This is a genomic window from Microcoleus sp. D2_18a_D3, from assembly GCF_036702455.1.
Taxonomy (GTDB): Bacteria; Cyanobacteriota; Cyanobacteriia; order Cyanobacteriales; family Microcoleaceae; genus Microcoleus.
The window spans coordinates 164893-187982 of the sequence record NZ_JAUBTK010000001.1 but is presented as its reverse complement, the minus strand read 5'-3'; the positions used below and the strand labels follow the sequence as shown (position 1 = coordinate 187982).

Below are 23090 nucleotides of genomic sequence, written 5' to 3'. Positions count from 1 at the left end.
ATCGCCCGAGAAATTAAAGACCGCCAAACCGAGGGGAAAGCTCTGGGAAATCTGGGAAGTGCTTACACTTCCCTCGGAGACTACGCCAAAGCCATCGACTACCAACAGCAGTCATTGGCGATCGCCCGAGAAATTAAAGACCGCCAAACCGAGGGGAAAGCTCTGGGAAATCTGGGAAGTGCTTACACTTCCCTCGGCGACTACGCCAAAGCCATCGACTACCAACAGCAGTGGTTGGCGATCGCCCGAGAAATTAAAGACCGCCACAGCGAGGGAATAGCTCTGGGAAATCTGGGAACTGCTTACGCTCACCTCGGCGACTACGCCAAAGCCCTCGACTACCAACAGCAGTGGTTGGCGATCGCCCGAGAAATTAAAGACCGCCAAAGCGAGGGAGCCGCTTTAGGAAATTTGGGAAGTGCTTACACTTCCCTCGGAGACTACGCCAAAGCCATCGAACACACTCAGCAGTCATTGGCGATCGCCCGAGAAATTAAAGACCGCCAAGGCGAGGGAATAGTTCTGGGAAATCTGGGAACTGCTTACGCTCACCTCGGCGACTACGCCAAAGCCCTCGACTACCAACAGCAGGGGTTGGCGATCACCCGAGAAATTAAAGACCGCCACAGCGAGGGAAGGACTCTGGAAAATCTGGGAAGTGCTTACTTTTCCCTCGGTGACTACGCCAAAGCCATCGAGTACGCTCAGCAGTCGTTGGCGATCGCCCGAGAAATTAAAGACCGCCAAAGCGAGGGAATAGCTCTAAAAATTCTAAGATTGGCTCGCTCCAAATCTGGCAATCTCTCAGCAGCAGAGAAAACCCTACTCGATAAGTAGACCTCTTGCGAAAATAGCTGGCACGGGCTCTCCAGCCCGTCCCACAAAAATCTTTTTTCTTGTGAGATGGGCTTCTAGCCCGTCCCAAAATTTGATTAAAAGGACTTTTGCAAGAGGTCTCTTAAATAATCAGGTTGCTGACCCGTGCCGAATTCCTATTAACATAAAGATTCTCCGGGAAATAATACATTTTTTATACGGGGCGGTCATGCCAAATCCTCATGTTTTAGGAGTTCTGCATATTCGCTTATTCCGAGTTCCGCAAGTTGTCGGTCTTCTTCGGCAAATTCGCCGTAGAGGGCAGCTAAGTTAGTTTCATCGATTGCGGGAACAGTACCTAATCTGGCACGGAATTTTAGGAAGGCAATAAATTCAAATACTTGTTTGAGTTGTTCTATATCGAGATTTTCTAACTCTTGTTGGATTAAATCTTTCATAGCAGTCATTTTTACGATCTAATTTTCTATATTATAGCCAGATACGGGAAACGAGATATAATCCGCACGCTGTTTCCCCTACAGCTTTAATTTCTCATGCGGTATCCGACGCCGTGAACGGTTTCTATTAAATTAGCGCCGCCAACCGACTCAAGTTTGCGCCGCAGCAAGCGCACTTGAGCTGCTACCACATTGCTAAAGCTATCTGCACTCGCCTCCCATAGCTGATTCCGAATTTGGTCAGTAGTGATAATTTGGTTGGGATGTTTCATAAAGTATTCTAGCAGTTGAAACTCTTTGTTTGTTAGAGAAATTATCTGGCTGTTACCACTTCGATCGAGATGGCACACGGTTCGATTTCCGCAGTCCAAAACCAGATTTTCTACCTGTAGCTGTTGCGGTTGAATTTGGGGCGATCGCCTCTGCAAAGCCCGCAATCTTGCTAACAGTTCCGCCATCCCGAACGGCTTGACTAAATAATCGTCAGCCCCGGCATCCAATCCCGCAACTTTATCTTCCATTCGGTCTTTTGCTGTTAGCATCAAGACGGGCAGGGCGCTATTTTTAGCACGCAATCTCCGCAGCAGTTCCAATCCTGACAATCCTGGTAGCAACCAGTCAAAAATAGCCAGGTTATATTGCGTCCACTGACTGTCTAAATATTCCCAAGCTTCACTGCCATCCAAAGCCCAATCAACTATATATTTTTCCTGCTTTAAAGTGCGATCGATCGCTTTCCCTAAATCGGGCTCATCTTCAACTAGCAAAACTCTCATAACTCTAATTTATAGCGGTACATCCTTATACATTGTTACGGATCGACCCCCAACATATAAGCTCGCATACTTAGATGAAATCAGCATGAAATTTTATGACCAAAACTAATTGGATCGCAAGCCCCCGGATTCCTTCCAACGCGCAGGCTGACTGACGGGAATAAATCTAAAATCTAAAATCTAAAATCTAAAATCTAAAATCGATTGGCTTCCCAGAAAAACATAACTGTTGACAATAATTGACAACAAGCTGGTAATGTCTTATAATCAACCACGAGTAAATTTTTGATAAAAATTTTCAATAAGTATGACAGATTTATCCGATCGCCCCGCCATGAAAAAGCCGGGGCGCTGGAGTCGCCGCCAACTACTACAGCTAGGAATAGCTGGTGCTGGGGTAGCGGGCGGCGCGATCGCATTGCAAAATTTGGCCCAAAAACGATCGGCTGTGGCGAGAGTACCGCCAATGCCCGCAGATGCAGTCACCATCAGCAATATCAACCCGATGCAAATTGCGCGGGATTTTGATTATGGCACGGTGACGCGCGAAAACGGGCGCACGGTTCGGGAATTTCGCCTGGAAGCTAATACTTCGATCGTCCAACTTAACAGCGCCGTCACTTTCAACACCTGGAATGTCAACAATCGCGTGCCGGGGCCAACATTGAGGGCAACAGAGGGCGATCGCATCCGCGTCATTTTTTATAACAAAGCCGGAGATTCTCATTCGCTGCACTTTCACGGCGTTCATACCAGCGAAATGGATGGCGTTAAACCAGTGAAACACGGTTCGGTATTTATTTATGAATTCGATGCCAATCCCTACGGAGTGCATTTATATCACTGCCATATTGAGCCCGTAACTCGCCATATAGGTAAAGGACTCTATGGAATGTTCATCATCGATCCGCCAAAAGCCCGCCCTCCCGCCGATGAAATCTTGTTAATCATGGGAGGATACGACGTAAACGACGACAAAAAAAACGAACTATACGCTTTTAACGGGTTGCCCAATTATTATATGAACAACCCGATCCCTATTTACCGAAATCAGCTAATCCGGCTGTACGTTCTCAACATGATTGAGTATGAAGCTGCAGTAACTTTTCACCTGCACGCCAACTTTTTTGACGTATATCGCACGGGAATGACTTTGACTCCCAGTGAAAGAACCGATGTAATCACAATGGGAGTAGCTGAAAGACATATCTTAGAATTTACCTACGGCTACGCCGGAAAATATATGTTTCATCCCCATCAAGATGAGATCGCCGAAGCAGGCTGCATGGGGGTATTTGAAGTCATCACTTAAACCACATCCTGCTACCAGAGTGCGCCGATTCAAATAAAGTATGAAATTATTTGACAAGCTCGATCGCAAATAGGTAGAATGAATAGCTCGCAAATAATTGAGAATTATTCTTAATAACTTGCGAAACCAAATGCACATAACATAAAAATTAGCAACTGCCATGTTACCATCCTTTCGCTTATTACCTACAGTCACTGCTACAGCCATCCTCGTTGCTCTGGCTGGTTGCGCTTCCCCCACAGCCAGCAACACCGAGAGCACACCCTCACCCGTGGCCACAGCCAGTCCCGCATCCACAAGCGGTCACAGCGGGAATCACGGGGGCAAAGGCGGCATCAACATCAATACTGCCATTCTTTCAGAGTTAGATAAACTCGAAGCCAAGTTAGGAGTACCGGCACTTTCTAACAAAATTCAAGCCAGCCGCCCTTACGGAAAAGTCGAAGAATTAGTCTCAAAAAATGTCATTACTCAAGCCCAATTCGACCAAATCAAAGACTTGGTAACTATTGAAAATGTGGTGCTGACAGGCGAACCCAGAGATGTAGATTACATGACTAAACTTGGCTTGATGAAAGGGCATCTTTTCGTAGCCCAAGAACTCTTGGATCAAGGCAAACCCGACCAAGCCGAACCGCACATCGGGCATCCAGTCGAAGAAATTTATGCCGATGTGGAAGATCAGCTAAACGAGCGTAAAATTCCTGAATTTAAGGCTACTTTAATTAAATTGCAGGATTTAGTTAAAGCGGGTGCAAAAGATCCGGCTCAAGTGAAAGCAGAATTTAACACATCAATGCAAGCAGTTGATGGAGCAATTGCCGCCCTTCCCGAAGCACAGCGCAAAGATCCGAAATTCGTGCTGCAAGTGATTAACGGCTTGCTAGATACAGCTAATTCCGAATACGGAGCCGCAGTTGCTAACGGCAAGATTTCCGCAATTATTGAATATCAAGATTCGCGGGGTTTTGTCATGTACGCGGAAAGCCTGTACAAAGATATTGCCGATCAAGTGGCTAAAACCAGCCCGGAAATTGACAAAGCAATTGTTGCCAACATGACTGAACTTAAGGCAAATTGGCCAACTGCGATCGCACCCGCCGCCCCCGTAAAAACCACCGAACAAGTCAACCAGCTAGTTAAAGCGATCGAAAGCGACAGCCAAAAAGTTCTCAAACCCGCCTCTTAAAAACATTACTCTCATCAAGAGCGGTAATTGGTAAATAATCTGCCAATTACCTCGCTCCTTAACCAGTCCCATTCCCACCATAAAAAAATGAATTTTGGCGAAGCATTGCCCACCTTTGTAATTACTCTCCGCGAAGGAGTCGAAGCCGCCTTAGTTGTCGGAATTGTTCTCGCTTGCCTCAAAAAATCAGGCCAAAGTTATTTAAGTCCTTGGGTTTTCGGCGGTGTTGGCGTTGGAATTATTGCCAGCGCTTTGATAGGTGTACTGTTCGGCTGGACTCTTCAAATTTTGTCCGCATCCAATCAGCCTTTTGCACCGATTATGGAATCGCTGCTAGAGGCCACCTTTGGGGTTATAGCAATAGCAATGCTGAGCTGGATGCTGATTTGGATGACCAAGCAAGCGCGATTTATGAAAGCCGAAGTCGAAGGCGCTGTGAGTGCCGCCTTAACGCAAAACTCTCATGCCGGTTGGGGCGTATTTAGTTTAGTTTTTATTGCCGTTTTGCGCGAAGGGTTTGAAACTGTTTTGTTTGTCGTCGCCAAGTTTCAACAAGGCATTATTCCAGCCCTCGGCGCTTTGGCGGGCATTCTCTCAGCCACCGGACTTGGTGTCCTGCTGTTTAAATGGGGAGTCAAAATTAATATCCGCCTGTTTTTTAAATATATGGGCATTTTATTGCTGTTCATTGTAGCGGGTTTAGTGGTATCTACTTTGGGATTATTTGACAGCGCGGTGAATATTTTATCGCAAGCAAATCGCGAGTCAGCAGCGCTGTGTTTCTATTACGAAAGATTTACTAAAATCCACTCTTGCATTCTCGGCCCAATGGTCTGGAATACCTCAAAACTGCTTCCAGAAGACAAGTTTCCCGGTTTGCTGTTGAGTGCGTTGTTTGGCTACACGGAGAAGCTTTATGTGGTGCAGGCGATCGCTTATTTCGTCTTTTTAATTACCGTGGGCGGGATTTATTTTCAAAGTTTGGCCGGTCGAGTCTTTTTTCCGTTTAAGAAAACTCAGGTAACGAAATAGGAAATTAAGTGCGATCGAAACGCGATCGGCTTTGTAGTCGAAATTCAGGAGGCAGTTGTTTGTTGCTCATCACTAATGCGCCCATAAGTTAGAGCGCATTAGGAAATCGGGAGCATCTCAATGAAAGCAGCAAAGCTCGAAATTGGAATTAGGAGTCAGGAGTCAGGAGCCAGGAGAAAAGAGTCAGAAGGAAGAAGAAAGAAGTGTTTTTGCAAATCTGAGATGCTCCCAGGAAATCAGCCATCTATTGATTGAAGGTAAAACGACCGTCAACTTTTTCTCCCTTAATATCCGCTATCACTTTCACTGGATATTGTCCGGCTTCTGTACCTGGAAAAATCCCGTAGTAATGTTTGCCCTCAGCGTCGTATTTGAGTTCCAGAGTTTGTAGTTTTCCATTCGCTAACTGCACTTGAGCGATGACTTTGGCGTCGGTAACTGGTTCGCGTTTGTCCCCTTTTTTCAAATAAATATCTAAGTGAGTTCCGGTTGCTTGTTTCTGAGTTAGAAACTCTAAGTAATAAGCTCCCGACTCGACAACTTGGCCTCCTTGAGATGTTTTCGTATGCTCTGTTTTAACTGTTGCTGCCGGGGAAGCATTTGGAGGTGAAGGCGCAGTTTGAGAGGCTGCTGGATTGGATGTCGGGCTGTTATTTGTATCGCTTGCTTGGTCGCCTTTACTGCAAGCTCCCAAAAACAGCAATCCAACACTACCTAGAACAATTAAATTTGACTTGAGCGATTTCATTGGTTTGACTCCTTGCTGACGGACAATAATTAGAAAATATCACACCTTAACTACCTTCCCGTCTTCAATAACTGGCTGAGGTTGTTGAGGTCGTAAAAAATGCCCAAATTGAGCATACAAAGCTGGCAAAACTAACAGAGTTAGTGCTGTAGAAGTAAATAACCCTCCTAAAACTACGACAGACAGGGGTTGCAAAATTTCCTTGCCCGCCCCACCTTCAAATACTAAAGGTGCTAAACCCAAAGCTGAAGTTAAAGCGGTCATCAAGATGGCGTTGAGCCGTTCCATCGAACCTTTAATAATTGCTTCCTTAAAAGGCAGTCCTTCAGCAAATTTAGTGTTGTAGTTGTCTACTAAAAGCAAGCCGTTACGGGTAGCAACGCCGAATAATGTGACAAAGCCAACCAGGGAAGCTACAGAGATGATGCCGCCAGTCAAAGCTACCGCAATTACTCCTCCTACTAATCCGATCGGCAAATTAATCATAATCATAGCAGTTGAAGGAATTGACTTGACGGACAAGTACATCAATACTGTAATTACCAAAAAGGCGATCGCACTAAATATCATAATATTTTGCGAAGCTCTTTGCTCGGCTTCAAATTGACCACCGTACTGGATAAAATAGCCAAAAGGCAACTCTACCTCTCGTTTTACTTTAGCTTGAATTTCATTCACAACCGATCGCAAATCCCTACCTTTAGCATTAGCCGCTGCCACAATCAAGCGAGAAACATTCTCGCGATTAATCGTATTGGGGCCCGTACCGTATTTGACAGTCGCAACTTGGGCGAGGGGAATCTTGTTGCCGCTTGGAGTATCAACCAGCAAATTCTGAATAGTTTCTAGGTTGTTTCGGGCTTCAGGCTGCAACCAAACAACTAAATCAAAAGTTTGCTGCATCTCCAAAACTTGAGAAACAACCTTGCCGTTTAAAGCTGTTTCAATTATTTCTGAAAGTTCTCCTATCTTTAAACCGTATCTACCCGCAGCTTGACGGTTAAACTTAATTTGAATTTGTTGCACTGGCACCTGGGGTTCTAGTTGCAAATCCACAATTCCTTCAACTGTTTTCATTTGCTCTTCAACTTTCGCACCGATGCTGCGAAGTTGATCCAAATCCGGGCCAAAGATTTTGACAGCAATCTGGCTTCTGACACCAGATAAAACCTCATCCATCCGGTGAGAAATAAAACCGCCGATATTTGGTGCAACTCCCGGCAATTTACCAAACTCCTGCCGCAACGCTTCCAAAGTTTTCGGCCTGTTTTTCATGCCCTCCTCGCTTAAACCAATATCAATGTGAGCCAAATTAACTCCCGCAGCATCAGCATCACCCGGAGCTCTGCCCGATCGCACTTGCACGTATTGAAACCTGGTATCATCCTTCAGTGCATCTTCAATAGCAAAAGCCGCGCTATCTGTTGTCTCCAAAGACACCCCCGGATAAAGCATAATAGTATTCACCAAAGTTTGCTCCTGAAACTCCGGCAAAAACACCCGTCCAAAGGATGGCAAAATAATTAATGCCGCCACCATACTAGCAGCAGCAAAAGCTAAAATAATCGCCGAATAACGCATTGATATCCTGATACAAGAATGATAAATATGCTTGCAAAATCTCGGCAGCCAAGGTTCTTTACCACTCATACGTTTGTTAGGCAATAAAATAGCGCAAAGGGCCGGAGATATTAACAGCGATTCCAGACTAGAAATCACCACAACTACCAGATAAGTAATCCCCATCGGTGTAAAAATGCGACCTTCTACACCGGGCAAAGTAAAAATAGGAGAAAACACCACAATGCCAATAACAGTCGCTCCAATTAACGAATCGCGCACCTCCTGACTGCCGTCAAAAATCACATCCATTACCGGGCGCGGATGAAGAGAAGACGTATTTTCTCTCAAATTGCGGTAGGTATTTTCCGCATAGACGATCGCATCGTCGATCGCAGTGCCGATCGCCACCGACAAACCCCCCAAAGTCATCGTATTCAGCCCCAGCCCCATCCAATACATCGCCAGCAGCGCCAACAGCCAAGTCAGAAAGAAATCTAGCAAAACAACCGCCAGAGTTCGCCAATTCATCAAAAACGGGATGAGAATCAGGGTGACGATAATGCTGCCTTCAACTAAAGCCGATCGCACATTCTCCACCGAGGAATTGATATATTCTTCCTGTCGAAAAGTCACAGTAACTTTAATATCTTTTGGGAGAGCTTCCTGCACCTCAGCCATTGCTGCCTCCACCGCTTTCGTTACCGTCGGAGTATCAGCAACCGGCTGTCTGTTTACCATCACAATCACAGCTTTTTTGCCGTTAAAACTGCCGTCGCCCCGCTTGATTGCAGCACCAATCTTGACATCAGCGACATCAGAAATTCGGACGGGTGTTCCGTGGCGAGAGTCGATCGCCGATTGCTGCAAATCTTCCACAGACTCAATTCGCCCCACCCCCCGGATTAAAGTTTCTCGATCCGGCGTAATTAAATACCCCCCCGGCGCGTTAACATTCGCAGCCGCCGCCGCTTCAGCTACTTGCTGCAAAGACACATTAAAAGCTTTCAACTTTGCAGGTTCTACTAATACTTGATACTGCCTTTCTTCGCCACCGTAAGCCACCACTTGAGCAACGCCAGTCACTGCCAAAAGCCGATTTGTGACTTGCCAATCAACCAGACGCCGCACTTCCATCAAAGGAGTAGTTTCTGACGTAAAAGCATAGGTAATAACAGTGCCCACAGGAGAAGTTGTGGGAGAAATTTGTGGTGTTTCTACCCCAGCCGGGAGTTTGCTTTGCGCTTGCTGCAACCTTTCTGTGATCAACTGCCGCGCTTGATAAATTTCAGTTCCCCAATCAAAGATTACCTTAACCGCAGAAAGGCCCACAGCCGAAGACGATCGCACTGCTGTCACCCCAGGAGTTCCATTAATCGCACTTTCGATCGGTAGTGTTACCAAAGACTCGATTTCTTCCGGCGCGAGTCCCGGTGCTTCCGTCTGAATTTCGACTTGCGGGGGTGCAAAAGGAGGGAAGACATCAAGGGACATTTGGGGGATGATATACAATGTCCAAAGACTAACAATAATGGTGGCGATAACGACTAGCCAGCGGCGGTTAATTACCCATCTAAGAATAGTGCTGAACATTTTATAATTTTATAGAGGTGATGACTACCAGCCACCGTTGGGCGATCGACTATTTAACAATAAAATTTAGCAGATATTAAAGGCTCCGGCTGCCGTAGCTTTCCCCGCGATTCCTTGGCTGAACAGTGTTAAATACCCATTCTATTTAGCTTGACACCCAAAAATGAAATTAGGATGAAATTTTAAAAAATTTCACCCGGATTCATAAGTCATCTCAAATCTCAAATCATATAAAATGCACTCTTTTGACTTACTTCAAAAAGATGAACTTGCCATTATTTCCATCTACATCCATCTTGATTTGAGCAATATAAAACTGGCTCTGTACAACTTCACCTTCAGGGGTAAAGGCAATTTCACCGAGAGGGGTATTGTACTTTCCAGCTAGGATTTGCTGATTCAGCTTTGTGCGTAACTCTGCCAATGACAACGCGCTGAGTTTGGTTTTACTATCCAAAGCTTTCAAGGCTTCCACAAATACTTGTACGGCAGTGAAGGCTTGAGCACTAAACTGCGGTGGTTCCTTCTTGTTTTGCTTTACATAAGCATCGCGGAAGGCAGCATTGATTTCGCCGGGGGCTTCGGGACTATAGGCTTGAGCAATGATAATACCATCGCAGAGTGCTTGACACACCGAGAAGATATTAGACGTGTTCAAACCATTGCCGCCAACGATCGTACCTTGATAACCCAGTTCCCGCAGTTGCCGGATCGAGTTACCTCCATCGGCTGCCAATCCTGAAATAACAACTAAGTCGGGTTGGAGAGCGAGTGCATTACCAATTTGAGCTTGGAAGTCCGTGTCAGTAGTTTGGAACTTTTGGACGGTGACGATATCCAGCCCTTGGTTTTTAATCGCTTGCTGGAAAATTTCTGTTTCCGATGTCGTGAAAGCGTCATTTTGAGCATAAAAGACAGCGACTTTTTTAATCTTAGGATTAAGCTTAAGCGCTGCCTTTACTGCATTGGGAGCTACAAGCGAAATAGGTGCAGAGACACGCGCAATATACTCACCAATCTCAGGAATCCCTTTGGCAGTATTCGATGCACCAAGGACTGGCACTTTTGCTCGTTCTGCGATTGGATTGGCACTAAATGCCTGCTGAGAAGACGATGGCCCAACAATGCCAACCACTCGATCTTGATTAATTAGAGTTTGGAAGGCGTTGATGGCTCCTGCTTCATCTCCTCCAGTGTCTTGAAACACCATTTTAATAGGAGTACCATTAACACCTCCCCTGTCGTTGAAATATTTCTCAGCAATTTTGACACCACCCACTGATTCCTGAGCTAAAAGAGCATAGTTGCTGGTTTGCGAGAATGCTGCTCCAATTGGCAGGGCAGTGCCCCAATTGGGTGTAGCTGCTGCTGGTGTATTGCTCGGAGTATTAGTGGTGGTGGTGGTAGGTTGATTGGTTTGACTGCAAGCAACAACCAGTACAAAAGTGATGAACGAGGTGAGAATTTGAGTAAAGATACTTTTCTTAAACATCTTAGGACTTCCCCATTGAGTATGTGCAACTACAATATTGCTGAACATTTAGTTAGGTAATTGGTAGTTGGAAATTGGGAATTGGGAATTGGTAATTGGTAATTGTATCTTACTCCGAACTTTCGCCAACTGGGATAAGGCGAGAACAACTATAGCCTTTCTCAGTAACATGAGCCGCTCTCGCGGGCATAGGGCATCAGTTGCGAGCGGTGTGTACCTCATTTTATTGAGAACCGCTATAACCAGCGGCGGTTAATTACTCATCTGAGAATTGTGCTGAACATTTAATAATTTGGGCATTGGGCATTGGGAATTGGGCATTGGGCATTGATAAAAACAGCTATCCGTATATCCGTGACTTCCGTGTCGTGCTGTTACTTCAAACTCTTGACTTCTGTCTCTGTATTTTTAACGTGATGGTTGTTATTGTTTAACAGCAATTCCTCGTCCCAGGTCGATGTAGAGGCGGAAAAACCATTATTTGCAGCATTGTTTCCAGAATCCGCTGCTATTGCTGGCAATTTACGCCGATTTCCCCACCAAACCCCTGCTGCAAAAGTCAGGGATGCGATCGCAACTCCTCCCCCTATTCCCGCCCACCATAAAGACACGGGTAAATTATTAAAATTAATTTCTGTTACCTTTGGAGATGTCTCTTTCTTTGCCTCGTCTTCTGAGTGTTTATTGCTGCCACCCCGCAAAGATTGTGCGTAAAGTTGAGGTGCTCGCTGCGTTACTATCAAATCTCCCTCGAATAAACCCCTCTTCACTTCAACTAAATCTCCGGCCGTTTGACCTTGTTCAATTTCAACAGCTTGATAAGCATTGCCATTTTGGACGTAAACGGTTTTTTTCCCGCTAACATCCACTACCGCCGCACTCGGAATTGCTAAAATATTTGTGGCAGTTTTGTCGGTTAAAATCTCCAACTCAGCAAACAGTCCTGGCTTTAATTCACCGTTAATATTATCTAGTTCTGCTTTGACCGGCACCACCCGCGTTTCTCCTGACACGGATGACCCAATTAAGGCGATTTTTCCATTGAAAGTGCGATCGGGTAAATTAGCGACTTTTACCCTGACTTCCTGACCCTGTTTTACTTTATTCAGGTCTTTTTCGTAAATATTGGCTGTGGCAAAAACGCGGCTGTCATTTAAGAGACTCATCAACGGTTTTTCAGCGTTTACTGACTCTCCTGGGGTGATTTCGCGATCGGCTACCGTCCCCGAAATCGGAGCAACTACGGTAACGAGTCCTCGATCGTTGGCAACAGTTCCTAATTGTTGGAGCCGCGCTTGATAGGCTGCGTCAGCCAAGCGAATGCGCGACTGAGCGACTTCGACGGCAGTTTTGCCGCGTTTGACTTGGTTCTCGGCTTCTAGGACTTCCCGGCGGCTCTGAGCTCTGGTAAGTTGAGCTTTTGCTTCTGCTACTCTGCCTTGAGATTCCCGCAATTCCCGCATTGGGAGGTCTACTTCGGCTTGTTTAATTTCGGTTTGGGCTTTGATAACTTCTGGACGGCTTTTTGCCTTAGCAACAGCCGCTGTTGCTTCGGCGAAGTGGGCTTGCGATTCCAGCATTGTGCGCCGCGCGATCGCCCCTGATGCCACTAATTCTTTGTCGCGATCGAACTGTTCTTTAGCAATAGTTAATTCTGTTTCTGCCCGCGCTACTTCGGCTTGCGCTATTTCAACTTGACGCTGATAGTTTTCTTTAGCGGCTTGCACAACTGAACGCTTGTTTACTAATTCTTGTTCTTGTTGGTACTGCTTAGTTACCGCTGCCAATTGGGTTTGGGCTTGGGCGATTTCTGCTGCGGATATTTGACTTTGGCGATCGTAATTTTCTCGTGCTAGTTTGAGATCGCCTTCCGCTTGCTGCAAATCTGCCTCAGCTTCGGCACGTTTCGAGAGAGATTCAACCCGCAACTGTCCTAATTCTGAACTCGATAACACCGCAACGGGTTGGCCTTTTGATACTTTGTCCCCAGGCTTAACCAGCAACTCTATTACTTTCCCAGCAACAGGAGCCGTAACTTCTACTTTTTCGTTGGGTAAAGTTTCAATTTGTCCTGTGGTTTTGATGCCGATATCTAGCCGCTGGCGAGCTGCAGGGGAAACTTTAATTCCTAATCGTTTTGCTGTTGCGGCATCGACAGAAATAGCAGTAGGAGTTTCAGTTGCTTCGTCGCTATGCTGAAATTCATCTCCGTGGCCAGCGTGGGCAAACACAGCGGCAGGAGAACTTAGCAAAATTAGGCTGAGCAAACTTCCCGAAAAGCTGCTAATAATTGCCGGACATTGAGCATATTTGTGGAATATCATCGTTGGCATTGTCCTTGAAATCAGGTTGAGTGCCACAGGTTTAGCAGTTGGTATTTTGCCAAAGTAAGTAAGTTATACCCCTTAAGTAAAGTTACTTATTAGCATTTTCCAAGAAGCGACCGCTAAGCAATGACCAAGAGCTAGAAATGCTCTACTCAACCTAGTATTTCACGGTCAAATGAAATTAGGATGAAATTAGGATGAAATTAGGAGAAAATTTTGAATCAGCAGCCCAGATGCCCACCAGATTCTAAAATACGAAGATAAGTTTCGCCTAATGACAAGCGATTGTGCTGTAGATTTTTTTCCGGTTTTTTTATCTCTGCTGGCGCTGCAATTTCTTTTGTCAATTCGCTCAGTAGCTCATCTACGGCTGCATTTGATTTATAAGTGCTGTTTAATTCCAAGGTATTCAATATCATAAACTACCCTCTCTATGTATATAGCTTTTTGCTGACCTATCTATTACTTTAGAGGTAGGGCAGATCCATTGTCTACAGTATTCTTACGTAACTTTCTACGACTTTAGAGGTAGGACGGCTCAATTATCTACAGTATGTGTAGGTACTCTCAGGAAACTGAGGTGGAGTCAGACCAATGCTGACAGCCACTGTCGAGCTACATTACTTTGTCTACCAAGGTTGTCGCCACTTTTTCATTTGCTCAATTTCTTGCTTTGGTGAAGCAAGTCTTTTCGGAACTCTTGAGCTACTGTGATTAAGGTCACTCATTTTCGGGATTTGGGTCACGTTTTGTTGAAGTGAGCAAAATTACTGTTTGTACCAAGCTTGCCGCCACTGTTTCATTTGCTCAATTTCTTGCTTTTGCGAACTCAGAATTTCTTGAGACAATTTCTTCATTTCCGGGCGTTTTGACTTCTTCAAAGCATCTTCAGCCATCACTAAAGCTCCTTCGTGGTGAGGAATCATCGCATTGATAAATCGCAAGTCAAATTGGTCGTCAGCGGCCCCTAAATCCATGCTCATCATCATGCTTTGCATTTGTTCGGGAGTCATTGCCATCATGTGACCCATTGGAGCGTGATAAGCCATCGGGGTACTGCTGGCTTTGGGATACCAAGCTTTTCGCCACTCTTTCATTTGATTGATTTCGCGGTTTTGAGCAGCAATTATATCAGTGGCAAGTTTTTTCATTTCCGGGCGTTTTGATTTATTCAGCACCTCTTTTGCCATGTTTACAGCACCTTGATGGTGTACTGTCATGCCATCAATAAATCGCAAATCGTAGTCGGCATCAGCAGGGCCTAAATCCATTGACATATCGTGATTCGTGCCATGATTCATGCCATGATTCATGCCACCGCCTTGGGCCACGTTTTGCTTGTTGTTTGCTTCGGTTGCAGCCGTAACGTTTGGGGCTGGAGTTTCACTGGAAGGGGCTTTTGAACAAGCTGCAAGCACTCCGCTGGTTAAAGCGGCTGTGGCGGTCAATATCAGGGCTGCAAAGCCTGTTTTTAATGAAATTGGTTTCATCGATTTTATATCCTTAAAACGGCCATTTATCTTCAGCTTTCCACATATAAATGAAATTAGGATGAAATTTTTGCCTCGGAATTGTAAAGAATTATTGCTGTGCCGTCGATCGAAATCAAATTTAAGATTTACAGGACTGACAACCGAATTATGTAGGGTGCACAGTGCGCGCCTTACCCTTATGGGTAGCGTGTCAAACCACTTTTTTGAGAATTTCGGATTTATTTCGCAATTCCTCTTGACTCTCCAGTGAACAGGAGACTTTACAATGGAGTTAATTCATTTATTGAGCAGAGTAGTTTCTGCTGAGGTTCAAACTATGACTTTACAGCTAAAAGTTCCTAAGATGGCTTGTTCTGCTTGTGCGAATACAATAACAAAAGCAGTCCAAGCCATTGACTCAGCCGCTGGTGTTGAGGCGGATCTCAAGACAAAATTGGTCACGATTCAAACCGCTAAGTCGGAAAGTGAAGTTAGGAAAGCGATCGCATCTGCGGGCTATCCAACTATTTAAAGACAAAGGGTAAATGTCTCATTGAGGATGGCATATATGGACAATCTCACACTTAAATTGCGGGGCATGAGTTGTGCTTCTTGTGCTTCCTCTATCGAACAAGCAATTCAATCTGTTCCCGGCGTACTTGAGTGTCGTGTCAATTTTGGGATGGAACAAGCAACCATCCAATACGACTCCAAGCAAACCAACTTAGAAACAATTCAATCGGCGGTTGATGATGCGGGATACCAAGCTTTGCCACTTCAAGAAATGGCGGCGACAGAGGATGATTCCGAACAAGCCGATCGCAAATCTGAATCTCAAACATTGCAGCGGAAACTCTGGACATCAGGTATCATAAGCATCCTGCTAGTTGTGGGATCTATTCCAGCGATGACTGGCTTGCATCTGCCATTTATTCCCGCATGGCTGCACAATTTTTGGCTGCAATTAGTCCTGACATCACCCGTACAATTTTGGTGCGGCAAATCGTTTTATGTGGGAGCTTGGAAATCCCTAAAACGGCGTGTAGCAACAATGGATACCCTGATTGCTTTGGGTACGAGTGCTGCTTACTTTTATTCTGTATTTGTGACATTTTTTCCCGGTTTCTTCACGGCGCAAGGTTTGACTCCTAGCGTTTACTACGAAGTAGCAGCCAGCGTTATCGCCTTAATTTTGTTGGGGAAAACCCTAGAAAATCGGGCGAAGGGAGAGACTTCCGAAGCCATTCGCAAACTCATGGGTTTGCAAGCAAAAACTGCTCGGATAATTCGCAACGGGGAAGAATTAGAAGTGCCGATCGCCCAAGTGGAGATTGGCGACATCGTGCAGGTGCGGCCGGGAGAGCAAATCCCTGTAGATGGAGATGTTATTGAGGGTGCTTCGACGGTAGACGAAGCAATGGTTACGGGAGAAAGTTTGCCCGTTAAAAAGCAGCTTGGCGACGAAGTTATCGGAGCCACAATTAACAAAACTGGCAGCTTCAAGTTTCGGGCGACAAGAGTTGGCAAAGATACATTTTTAGCTCAAATTGTCAAGATGGTGCAGGACGCACAGGGTTCAAAAGCACCGATTCAAAAGTTAGCCGACCAAGTGACTGGTTGGTTTGTTCCTGTAGTAATTGCCGTCGCTTTAGCTACTTTTATTATCTGGTTTAACGCGACTGGAAATATCACTTTAGCAATCGTAACAATGGTGGAGGTGCTGATTATAGCCTGTCCCTGCGCTTTGGGTTTAGCGACTCCGACTGCTGTGATGGTGGGAACTGGTAAAGGTGCAGAAAATGGGATTTTAATTAAAGGAGCCGAGAGTTTAGAATTGGCTCACCAAATCCAAATTATCGTGTTAGATAAAACAGGAACTCTCACAGAAGGCAAGCCGACTGTAACTGATTTTGTGACAATTAAAGGAACGGCGAACAGCAATGAGTTAAAGTTGCTGCAATTGGCGGCCTCTGTAGAACGAAATTCGGAGCATCCTTTGGGGGAAGCTGTTGTGAGGTACGCTCAATCTCAAGAGGTTAATTTGACGGATGTTAAGGATTTTGAGGCGATCGCGGGGAGTGGTGTGCGCGGAGTTGTAGCCGGAAAGTCGATCGCCCTGGGAACGCTGAGGTGGATGCAGGAACTAGGCTGCGATACTGAATATCTGGAACTGCGCGGGAGAGCTTTGGAAGCTGCGAGCAAAACGGTTGTTTGGATGGCTGTAGAAGGCAAAATAGAGGCAATTCTGGGCATTGCCGATGCTCTCAAACCATCGTCCGCGCAGGCGGTGAAAGCCCTTCAAAAGCTCGGTTTAGAGGTGGCGATGCTGACGGGGGATAATCGCGCGACTGCGGAGTCGATCGCCCAATCCGTGGGCATTACTCGCGTTTTTGCCGAAGTTAGACCAGACCAAAAAGCAGCTCAAATCCAAGCCCTGCAACGCGGAGGAAAAATTGTCGCGATGGTGGGAGACGGGATTAACGATGCACCGGCTTTGGCCTTAGCAGACGTGGGAATTGCGATCGGCACCGGCACCGATGTGGCGATCGCAGCCAGCGACATTACCTTAATTTCAGGAGATTTGCAAGGCATAGTTACAGCAATTAAACTTTCCCGCGCCACCATGCGGAACATCCGCGAAAATCTGTTTTTTGCGTTTGTTTACAACATCGCTGGAATACCGATCGCGGCGGGCATTTTGTTCCCCATTTTTGGCTGGCTGCTAAATCCAATTATCGCCGGTGCAGCAATGGCTTTCAGTTCAGTCTCTGTAGTTAGTAATGCTTTGCGATTGCGTAATTTTCAAGCCAAATCTAGTGGCTAAATTAGGAGTTTCCCCAAACCTCCTGGTAGGCAAGGCGCACAATCCATCGATTTATTAACGCACATCTCTTGCATAAACTCGGATAAATTTTAAAAATGTTGAACCAACGTCAAATCTTAGGAAGCCTCGGAAGTTTAGGAATTATGCTCGGAATTGCATCGGGAGTTCGAGCAAATCAAATATCAATCCCTCCTGCAAATTCAACCGCTCAATTTCGGCATATCGAACAGCCGTTAAGTTTAAAAATTGGCGTAACAGCAGCCGGATTGACATTAATTGGTTTAGAATTATGGTGGTTTTTGTTCCGTAAAAAGCCAGCTAAAACCAGGTAAACTTTGCCGGCGCGGTTTTTTCCAGCAAGAAATGGCTAAAATTGAGGAAGCTTAAAAAATTTGGAGTGAGCTAAATGAAACTACTACACACGATGCTCCGAGTCGGCAATCTGGAAGAATCCCTCAAATTTTACACCGAGGTTCTGGGCATGAAATTGCTGCGGCAAAAGGACTATCCAGACGGTAAATTTACTCTGGCTTTTGTCGGTTACGGCGACGAATCAGACACTACAGTTTTGGAGTTAACATACAACTGGGGCGTCACAGAGTACAATTTGGGAGATGCTTACGGTCACATTGCGATCGGCGTTGACGACATTTACGGTACTTGCGAAGAAATTAAAGCCCGCGGCGGTAAAGTCAGCCGCGAACCCGGCCCGATGAAGCACGGTTCAACAGTCATCGCTTTTGTGCAAGACCCAGATGGATATAAAGTTGAATTAATTCAACTGGCAAATCAAGGTAGCAACGCCCAGAAAGTAAGTGCGGCGAGCGCATCTTAGAGTTCGTCCTCCTAGTCCTGGTAGGGTGCGTCAGAAACAAACTTTTTGAGTTAAGTTGAAACTGTTTCTGTGACGCACCCTACTGAGGGGATTTAGGGGTTTTCAACACTTTTAATTCGATCGCACCGACGGTACAAACTGCTGCAAGTAACTCTTTTGCCACAAAATAGAAAAACTGGTGCCTATTTGGCTTAAGCTATCAAATTTAGGAATTAATTTAGATTCTCGGCGCTTGTCTAAAGCAGCGAGTACCGAAAAAAACACAGCTAATACTAACAAAAATACCACCATCACAATAAAGAAAATAGTCCAATAAACTACAAATTCGCTTGTGTAGCTGACGGTAAACATCGAGTTAATCACTGAATCCGATATATACAAGAGCAGCCCTACTGAAAACCACACCCCCAACAATACCCATGTCCACTTAAACATATCTGTGGCAGTCTTATTATTCTTAGACACAGAAAGTTCTAAATCTCTAATTAGGCTGTTAATTTTGGATGTTACTTCATACAAAGTATATTGCAAAGAATCTCTGATAGAATTTAGCTCGTTGTCGAGATTTATGCACTGCTCGGAGGTGCTTTTGTCTAAACTGAGGTTTTGGAGTTTCTTGCGGTGCACAGACAGTTTATGGCCTAGGGTGTAATCCCATTTTTGCAGCCGCTCTATAGTCAAATACAAAAGTTCCCTATTAGCATCTAACAAGCTCTGGCAATCTACGATCGACTTAACTAACTTGCTGAGATTGTTGATCTGCTCGTCTACCGTATTTTGGTCTTCACTCTGTTTAGCTGACAAGAAACTTGCCATCTCGACATCCCGATCGCCGCACAGCGACAAAGCCTCACTATACACCTTGTCAATTTCCATTTTATCTAGATACAGTGACGCTTTGCACTCCTCTATTTCGGGAATAGTCAAACCTTCTAAGGGCTGATGTTTTACTACATTAAATTTATATACTAGGGCTGTCAGAATCAGCGCCGATTTCCGGTCAAGCTTGTCTTTGTAAGGTTCTAAAATAATTACAGCTAGATTTTTGACTCTCGCTTCCGGGTGGTGCAGGAACTCAAAAATTTTGGCAAGTATTTTGGAGAATTCCAAGTCATTAAAATTCTTTTCCGCAGCTTCCAAAAAGTTGGTTGCGCCTGCATCCTTTTTGGGATTCAATTTGTAGGAACCCGTAACTGCGATCGCAGCAAATACTCTCTCGATCCAAAACAGATATTCTTCGCAATCCATTGGCATACCCGGCAGCAGCCAGCTCGGGCCGTACACCCAAAAATCTAGACAATTCTCATATTCCTTACTGCTGTCATTTCTACTGTCGCCCAAAGCAAATTTGTTGCTTGCTAACAGTTTAATTTGCTCTTCTACAACCAGCCGCTCAATTTCCCCTGCATTGATTGTGACATTGACAGCACATTCCTTGTTTTGTCGTTGCCCTGCTTCATCCAACCAAATTGACTTAATACTAACAGCCGCAGACCACCGAATTAAAGGAGTCGATCCCTTTCGCGCTTCTTGTTCTAACGCCGCCAGCAGATTTTTGCTAAAATCACTTGCTCTACCTTCTCTGTCACTTGCTCTCAGCTCATCTCGCACCTTTCCCAATGCCTGAATCCCCAAAGCGCGAAACAGCAAATTCGGATGCGGTTTTCTGACGGACTCGGGTATATTTTCTCTGAATATTCCGCTTTTCGCTACGCCCACAACTTCAGCAAAAGGCTCGCTCCCGCACTGTTGCAGGATTTTTTCAACTATGTTTATTCTTTGCCAGGGTTGAGTATATTTAGTGAGAATGAAGATTAGCGCTGTGCCGCTGCACCCGATCGACTCAGGGATGCTACTGCGATCGAGTTTCCACATATTGCTCGTCATAATTTGTCCCCAGGACAATTACTAGATATGGACGCCGTTGTTTGATGCTAAATTCAGCATTACATTTACTGCTGCTTTTTGTCAATATTAGTCCTGGAGGCATAGGGAGTTATAAACCCGGTTTCACCAGTAAATTTCTCCTGACTAAACCCCAGATTTTTCTGATAAACCGGGTTTAGCAAGGCAAAGGCGCGCCCCTAACTCAATATATAATTTTGCAGTAACCAGTGAAATGTCAAAATTTTAGGTTGGGTCACGAAACCCAACCTACTATAGTCATTTTTTTGTCGGAAGTTTTAAGATTTTGTCGCTCACCATTTGGTCAACTATTAAGTCGCTGATAATCTGAGCCCCGTGGGAGGTAAAGTGCAAGCCGTCATTATTTTTTACATAACCTCGCTTCCCCGATTTATTAGCCACTACTGGCACAAATCTTCCTGCTTGTGCAAAAGTGTCCCAAGTAGAAATAAATTCGATTTTGGCTGAAGATTTGCTGGCATTTTTATAAATATCGTTCATGATGGGAAAAGCTTTGAGATACGAAGATTTGTTAGGCATCGATTGACCGACCCAATACACTTTTCTCACCGATGACGAATCAAGTAAATTGGCATATTTTTCAACTCTTTCTTGATAAGCTTTTTGCCATTCTTTTGTCATAACAGCCCGACCTTTTCCTTGAGAATCAATGATATTTTGACGGTCATTGGCACCGAACAAAACTACCACTACATCCGGCTGGTAATTATTAATAATTTGGCGAGTTCTGGCATACCAGTCATAATAATCTATCCGATTTAATCCGGTCGATACCTTGTAGTCGATTTTCGTATCGGCGATATTGTATTTTTTCTTAAGAGTGTACTGGAGTTGAATTCCTAAGTCGAACATTACGGAATCTCCAATAAATAAAAATCTGCGATAAGGTCTGGTTAGTTTAGGTTTAGCTGGGGTTGGTTTTTTAGCATTAGCAGGCTTTGGGGGTTTAACGGCCGCTTTTGTTTCGGTTTTGACCGGAGGAAGTTCTGATTCTTTGGGGAGGCTATCGAAGTTAATATCTTTAATTTTGCTCCAAAAATTTTGTTCTGATTTTCTGAAACCGTCTATTTCGATCTGGCGCGCTGCTTCTTTAATTTCTGCACTGGCGAAAGGAGTTGAAGCAAAGCTTTTCAGAAATAATGATAAGTTTGAAAATATTAAAGTGAGAATGACAGAAGTAACAATTAGCAAAAATTCCCGGTCTTTCATATTTCTTAGAAATTAAAGTAAATAAAAGGCGGAACGGTACTAGGGCCCAACATCAAGATAGTATACACGAGCAGCGAAACTAAGACAACCCGAAAGAAAATGTTTTTTAATGACAATAAGGTTTGCAATAGTTTCGCGATGCGATCGCCCCACAAGTTGATCGCGCCAATGACTGCAATTACTAAATACAATTGCCAAAAGTTAAATTGAAAAGTTGCGACTGCAGGATGGAAAATTCTTTCAAAAAAACTCACCGCCGTTTCCCAGTTGGGAGTGCCGAAAAATACCCAGCTACAAGTAACAAAAGTAAATGTTAGCAGCCAACTGCAAAATTTAGCAACTCTGGGAAAGGCATAGTCTAATTTAAAGTGGATAGCTTGGGGGATATCTTTACATAAATGGTTGACAATTAATCCTAAACCGTGAATTGCTCCCCAGAAAATAAAGTTTAAACCTGCCCCGTGCCAAAATCCGCCGATCGCCATTGTCATCAGTAAATTTAGGTACTTCCTCAACTTGCCGTATTTGTTGCCGCCAAAGGGAAAGTAAACGTAATCCCTCAGCCACTCGGAAAGACTGATGTGCCACCGTTTCCAAAATTCTTGCAGGCTGAGCGATCTGTATGGCATATTAAAGTTCGCAATGGGTTTAAAACCCAGCAAACACGAGATGCCGTTGGCTAAATCCGAGTAGCCGCTGAAATCTACGTAAATTAGACAGGAATAGGAAATTGCCGCGAGGATTAAATCGATGCTGCTGTACTGCTGGGGGACTTTGAATGGCAAGTCAGTGAAGTTAAACAAAAAGCTCGATAAAGTATATTTTTTGAAGAGTCCAGACAAAATCACAACTATAACTTCTTCAATTTTATAGTCGTATTTTTCCGGTGAATTTAGCTGCCAGTAAAATTCGCGAGCTCGCGAGATTGGCCCGGAGGCAATTTGCGGAAAGTAGGTAATGTAGGCGGCATAGTCTACAAATTTCGGACAAGGGATTTTTTGCTGGTAGCAGTCGATTAAATGAGAAATCATTCTAAAAGTGTAGAACGACACGCCGACGGGGGCGATTATTTGCAAAACGGGAAAGTTGGCTGGAATTTGTAGCTGGTTCAGTCCCTCAAATAAAGAAGTTACAAAGAAGTTGCAATATTTAAAGATGCCGAGATAGCCAATGTTGAAAACTAAGCCGGAGATGAAAGCAATTTTTTTATACTTACTGTTGCCGAGAAGCCGGAGAATGATATAATTGTAGACTGTAGAGAAAATGAGGAGCAAGAGAAAGTCAAAGCTCCAAAAGGAATAAAATAATAAACTCGAAGCTAACAAGACAATTTTATACAAATCGACTTGGGGTTTCACCGAGACGATCAGGCTAAAAATAATGAGGAAAAATACTAAAAATTGGTAAGTGGGAAATAGCATAAATCTCAGCCGATAAAAAATCTTGTTTGTGGCAATATTTTTATAAGTACAGCCAGCGAACCTATCCCCAAGGGAATCGCCAGAGTCGGTCTGAACGCAC

The 23090-nt window shown here is 44.7% G+C and carries 20 protein-coding genes; 9 read left to right on the top strand and 11 right to left on the bottom strand.

Features of this window, described 5'->3' with window-relative positions; all coding sequences use genetic code 11:
• On the top strand, positions 1–837 hold an 837-nt coding region (locus QUB06_RS00885; protein ID WP_333433828.1), incomplete at its 5' end, for a tetratricopeptide repeat protein.
• A 206-nt stretch (positions 838–1043) separates the two neighbouring features.
• On the opposite strand, the gene QUB06_RS00880 is transcribed toward QUB06_RS00885, so the two are convergent.
• Complete coding sequence (locus QUB06_RS00880; protein WP_333433827.1) at positions 1044–1283, bottom strand: hypothetical protein; 240 nt, start codon at positions 1281–1283, stop codon at positions 1044–1046.
• 77 nt (positions 1284–1360) lie between these two features.
• Complete coding sequence (gene rppA, locus QUB06_RS00875) at positions 1361–2050, bottom strand: two-component system response regulator RppA (protein WP_333433826.1); 690 nt, start codon at positions 2048–2050, stop codon at positions 1361–1363.
• A 307-nt stretch (positions 2051–2357) separates the two neighbouring features.
• Here rppA and QUB06_RS00870 point away from each other — a divergent pair, with 307 nt between their 5' ends.
• From QUB06_RS00870 to QUB06_RS00855, 4 genes are all read left to right on the top strand, one after another.
• The gene (locus tag QUB06_RS00870) at positions 2358–3362 is read left to right on the top strand and encodes a multicopper oxidase domain-containing protein (protein ID WP_333433825.1); all 1005 of its coding nucleotides are present in this window, start codon (positions 2358–2360) and stop codon (positions 3360–3362) included.
• A gap of 160 nt (positions 3363–3522) precedes the next feature.
• Entirely contained in the window at positions 3523–4551 is a 1029-nt protein-coding gene (locus QUB06_RS00865; RefSeq protein WP_333433824.1) for a helix-hairpin-helix domain-containing protein, read from the top strand.
• An 87-nt stretch (positions 4552–4638) separates the two neighbouring features.
• Positions 4639–5583, top strand: a complete 945-nt coding sequence (locus QUB06_RS00860) for an FTR1 family protein (RefSeq protein WP_333433823.1) — start codon at positions 4639–4641, stop codon at positions 5581–5583.
• Positions 5584–5703: 120 nt separating this feature from the next.
• Positions 5704–5838, top strand: coding sequence for a hypothetical protein (locus QUB06_RS00855; protein ID WP_333279970.1), 135 nt, complete (start codon positions 5704–5706; stop codon positions 5836–5838).
• Here the strand turns inward: QUB06_RS00855 and QUB06_RS00850 are convergent.
• The 6 genes from QUB06_RS00850 to QUB06_RS00825 form a co-directional block, all read right to left on the bottom strand.
• Positions 5828–6331 carry a hypothetical protein gene (locus tag QUB06_RS00850; protein WP_333433822.1) on the bottom strand — a complete coding sequence of 168 codons (504 nt, stop codon included), beginning with the start codon at positions 6329–6331 and terminating at the stop codon, positions 5828–5830. The two genes, QUB06_RS00855 and QUB06_RS00850, sit on opposite strands and share 11 nt — an antisense overlap.
• A gap of 39 nt (positions 6332–6370) precedes the next feature.
• Positions 6371–9484, bottom strand: coding sequence for an efflux RND transporter permease subunit (locus tag QUB06_RS00845; protein WP_333433821.1), 3114 nt, complete (start codon positions 9482–9484; stop codon positions 6371–6373).
• 250 nt (positions 9485–9734) lie between these two features.
• Positions 9735–11024 carry an ABC transporter substrate-binding protein gene (locus QUB06_RS00840; RefSeq protein ID WP_333433820.1) on the bottom strand — a complete coding sequence of 430 codons (1290 nt, stop codon included), beginning with the start codon at positions 11022–11024 and terminating at the stop codon, positions 9735–9737.
• 326 nt (positions 11025–11350) lie between these two features.
• On the bottom strand, positions 11351–13309 hold the full coding sequence (locus QUB06_RS00835) for an efflux RND transporter periplasmic adaptor subunit (RefSeq protein WP_333433819.1): 1959 nt from the start codon (positions 13307–13309) through the stop codon (positions 11351–11353).
• A 215-nt stretch (positions 13310–13524) separates the two neighbouring features.
• Entirely contained in the window at positions 13525–13722 is a 198-nt protein-coding gene (locus tag QUB06_RS00830; RefSeq protein ID WP_333433818.1) for a hypothetical protein, read from the bottom strand.
• Positions 13723–14070: 348 nt separating this feature from the next.
• Positions 14071–14793 carry a DUF305 domain-containing protein gene (locus QUB06_RS00825; protein WP_333433817.1) on the bottom strand — a complete coding sequence of 241 codons (723 nt, stop codon included), beginning with the start codon at positions 14791–14793 and terminating at the stop codon, positions 14071–14073.
• A gap of 319 nt (positions 14794–15112) precedes the next feature.
• Here QUB06_RS00825 and QUB06_RS00820 point away from each other — a divergent pair, with 319 nt between their 5' ends.
• The 4 genes from QUB06_RS00820 (at position 15113) to gloA (ending at position 18434) form a co-directional block, all read left to right on the top strand.
• Positions 15113–15307 (top strand): heavy-metal-associated domain-containing protein, encoded by a 195-nt coding sequence (locus QUB06_RS00820; protein WP_333135789.1) that lies wholly within the window; start codon positions 15113–15115, stop codon positions 15305–15307.
• A gap of 36 nt (positions 15308–15343) precedes the next feature.
• Positions 15344–17599: a heavy metal translocating P-type ATPase gene (locus QUB06_RS00815; protein WP_333433816.1), complete on the top strand. Its 2256-nt coding sequence runs from the start codon at positions 15344–15346 to the stop codon at positions 17597–17599.
• 95 nt (positions 17600–17694) lie between these two features.
• Entirely contained in the window at positions 17695–17931 is a 237-nt protein-coding gene (locus QUB06_RS00810; RefSeq protein ID WP_333433815.1) for a hypothetical protein, read from the top strand.
• 74 nt (positions 17932–18005) lie between these two features.
• The gene (gloA, locus tag QUB06_RS00805) at positions 18006–18434 is read left to right on the top strand and encodes a lactoylglutathione lyase (RefSeq protein WP_006634328.1); all 429 of its coding nucleotides are present in this window, start codon (positions 18006–18008) and stop codon (positions 18432–18434) included.
• A 111-nt stretch (positions 18435–18545) separates the two neighbouring features.
• On the opposite strand, the gene QUB06_RS00800 is transcribed toward gloA, so the two are convergent.
• The 3 genes from QUB06_RS00800 to QUB06_RS00790 all read right to left on the bottom strand — a co-directional run bounded on the left by QUB06_RS00800 (position 18546) and on the right by QUB06_RS00790 (position 22990).
• Positions 18546–20321, bottom strand: coding sequence for a hypothetical protein (locus QUB06_RS00800; RefSeq protein ID WP_333433814.1), 1776 nt, complete (start codon positions 20319–20321; stop codon positions 18546–18548).
• 276 nt (positions 20322–20597) lie between these two features.
• On the bottom strand, positions 20598–21569 hold the full coding sequence (locus tag QUB06_RS00795) for a DUF459 domain-containing protein (RefSeq protein WP_333433813.1): 972 nt from the start codon (positions 21567–21569) through the stop codon (positions 20598–20600).
• 5 nt (positions 21570–21574) lie between these two features.
• Positions 21575–22990: an MBOAT family O-acyltransferase gene (locus tag QUB06_RS00790; RefSeq protein WP_333433812.1), complete on the bottom strand. Its 1416-nt coding sequence runs from the start codon at positions 22988–22990 to the stop codon at positions 21575–21577.
• Positions 22991–23090 lie beyond the last annotated feature (100 nt).

What these genes read in the sequence shown, in the direction of transcription:
- QUB06_RS00825 (WP_333433817.1), bottom strand. Translation starts at nt 14,793, where the DNA reads ATGAAACCAATTTCATTAAAAACAGGCTTTGCAGCCCTGATATTGACC.
- QUB06_RS00795 (WP_333433813.1), bottom strand. Translation starts at nt 21,569, where the DNA reads ATGAAAGACCGGGAATTTTTGCTAATTGTTACTTCTGTCATTCTCACT.
- QUB06_RS00800 (WP_333433814.1), bottom strand. Translation starts at nt 20,321, where the DNA reads ATGACGAGCAATATGTGGAAACTCGATCGCAGTAGCATCCCTGAGTCG.
- QUB06_RS00845 (WP_333433821.1), bottom strand. Translation starts at nt 9,484, where the DNA reads ATGTTCAGCACTATTCTTAGATGGGTAATTAACCGCCGCTGGCTAGTC.
- QUB06_RS00880 (WP_333433827.1), bottom strand. Translation starts at nt 1,283, where the DNA reads ATGACTGCTATGAAAGATTTAATCCAACAAGAGTTAGAAAATCTCGAT.
- QUB06_RS00850 (WP_333433822.1), bottom strand. Translation starts at nt 6,331, where the DNA reads ATGAAATCGCTCAAGTCAAATTTAATTGTTCTAGGTAGTGTTGGATTG.
- QUB06_RS00810 (WP_333433815.1), top strand. Translation starts at nt 17,695, where the DNA reads ATGTTGAACCAACGTCAAATCTTAGGAAGCCTCGGAAGTTTAGGAATT.
- QUB06_RS00820 (WP_333135789.1), top strand. Translation starts at nt 15,113, where the DNA reads ATGACTTTACAGCTAAAAGTTCCTAAGATGGCTTGTTCTGCTTGTGCG.
- QUB06_RS00815 (WP_333433816.1), top strand. Translation starts at nt 15,344, where the DNA reads ATGGACAATCTCACACTTAAATTGCGGGGCATGAGTTGTGCTTCTTGT.
- QUB06_RS00870 (WP_333433825.1), top strand. Translation starts at nt 2,358, where the DNA reads ATGACAGATTTATCCGATCGCCCCGCCATGAAAAAGCCGGGGCGCTGG.
- QUB06_RS00855 (WP_333279970.1), top strand. Translation starts at nt 5,704, where the DNA reads ATGAAAGCAGCAAAGCTCGAAATTGGAATTAGGAGTCAGGAGTCAGGA.
- QUB06_RS00830 (WP_333433818.1), bottom strand. Translation starts at nt 13,722, where the DNA reads ATGATATTGAATACCTTGGAATTAAACAGCACTTATAAATCAAATGCA.
- gloA (WP_006634328.1), top strand. Translation starts at nt 18,006, where the DNA reads ATGAAACTACTACACACGATGCTCCGAGTCGGCAATCTGGAAGAATCC.
- QUB06_RS00840 (WP_333433820.1), bottom strand. Translation starts at nt 11,024, where the DNA reads ATGTTCAGCAATATTGTAGTTGCACATACTCAATGGGGAAGTCCTAAG.
- QUB06_RS00865 (WP_333433824.1), top strand. Translation starts at nt 3,523, where the DNA reads ATGTTACCATCCTTTCGCTTATTACCTACAGTCACTGCTACAGCCATC.
- rppA (WP_333433826.1), bottom strand. Translation starts at nt 2,050, where the DNA reads ATGAGAGTTTTGCTAGTTGAAGATGAGCCCGATTTAGGGAAAGCGATC.
- QUB06_RS00835 (WP_333433819.1), bottom strand. Translation starts at nt 13,309, where the DNA reads ATGCCAACGATGATATTCCACAAATATGCTCAATGTCCGGCAATTATT.
- QUB06_RS00790 (WP_333433812.1), bottom strand. Translation starts at nt 22,990, where the DNA reads ATGCTATTTCCCACTTACCAATTTTTAGTATTTTTCCTCATTATTTTT.
- QUB06_RS00860 (WP_333433823.1), top strand. Translation starts at nt 4,639, where the DNA reads ATGAATTTTGGCGAAGCATTGCCCACCTTTGTAATTACTCTCCGCGAA.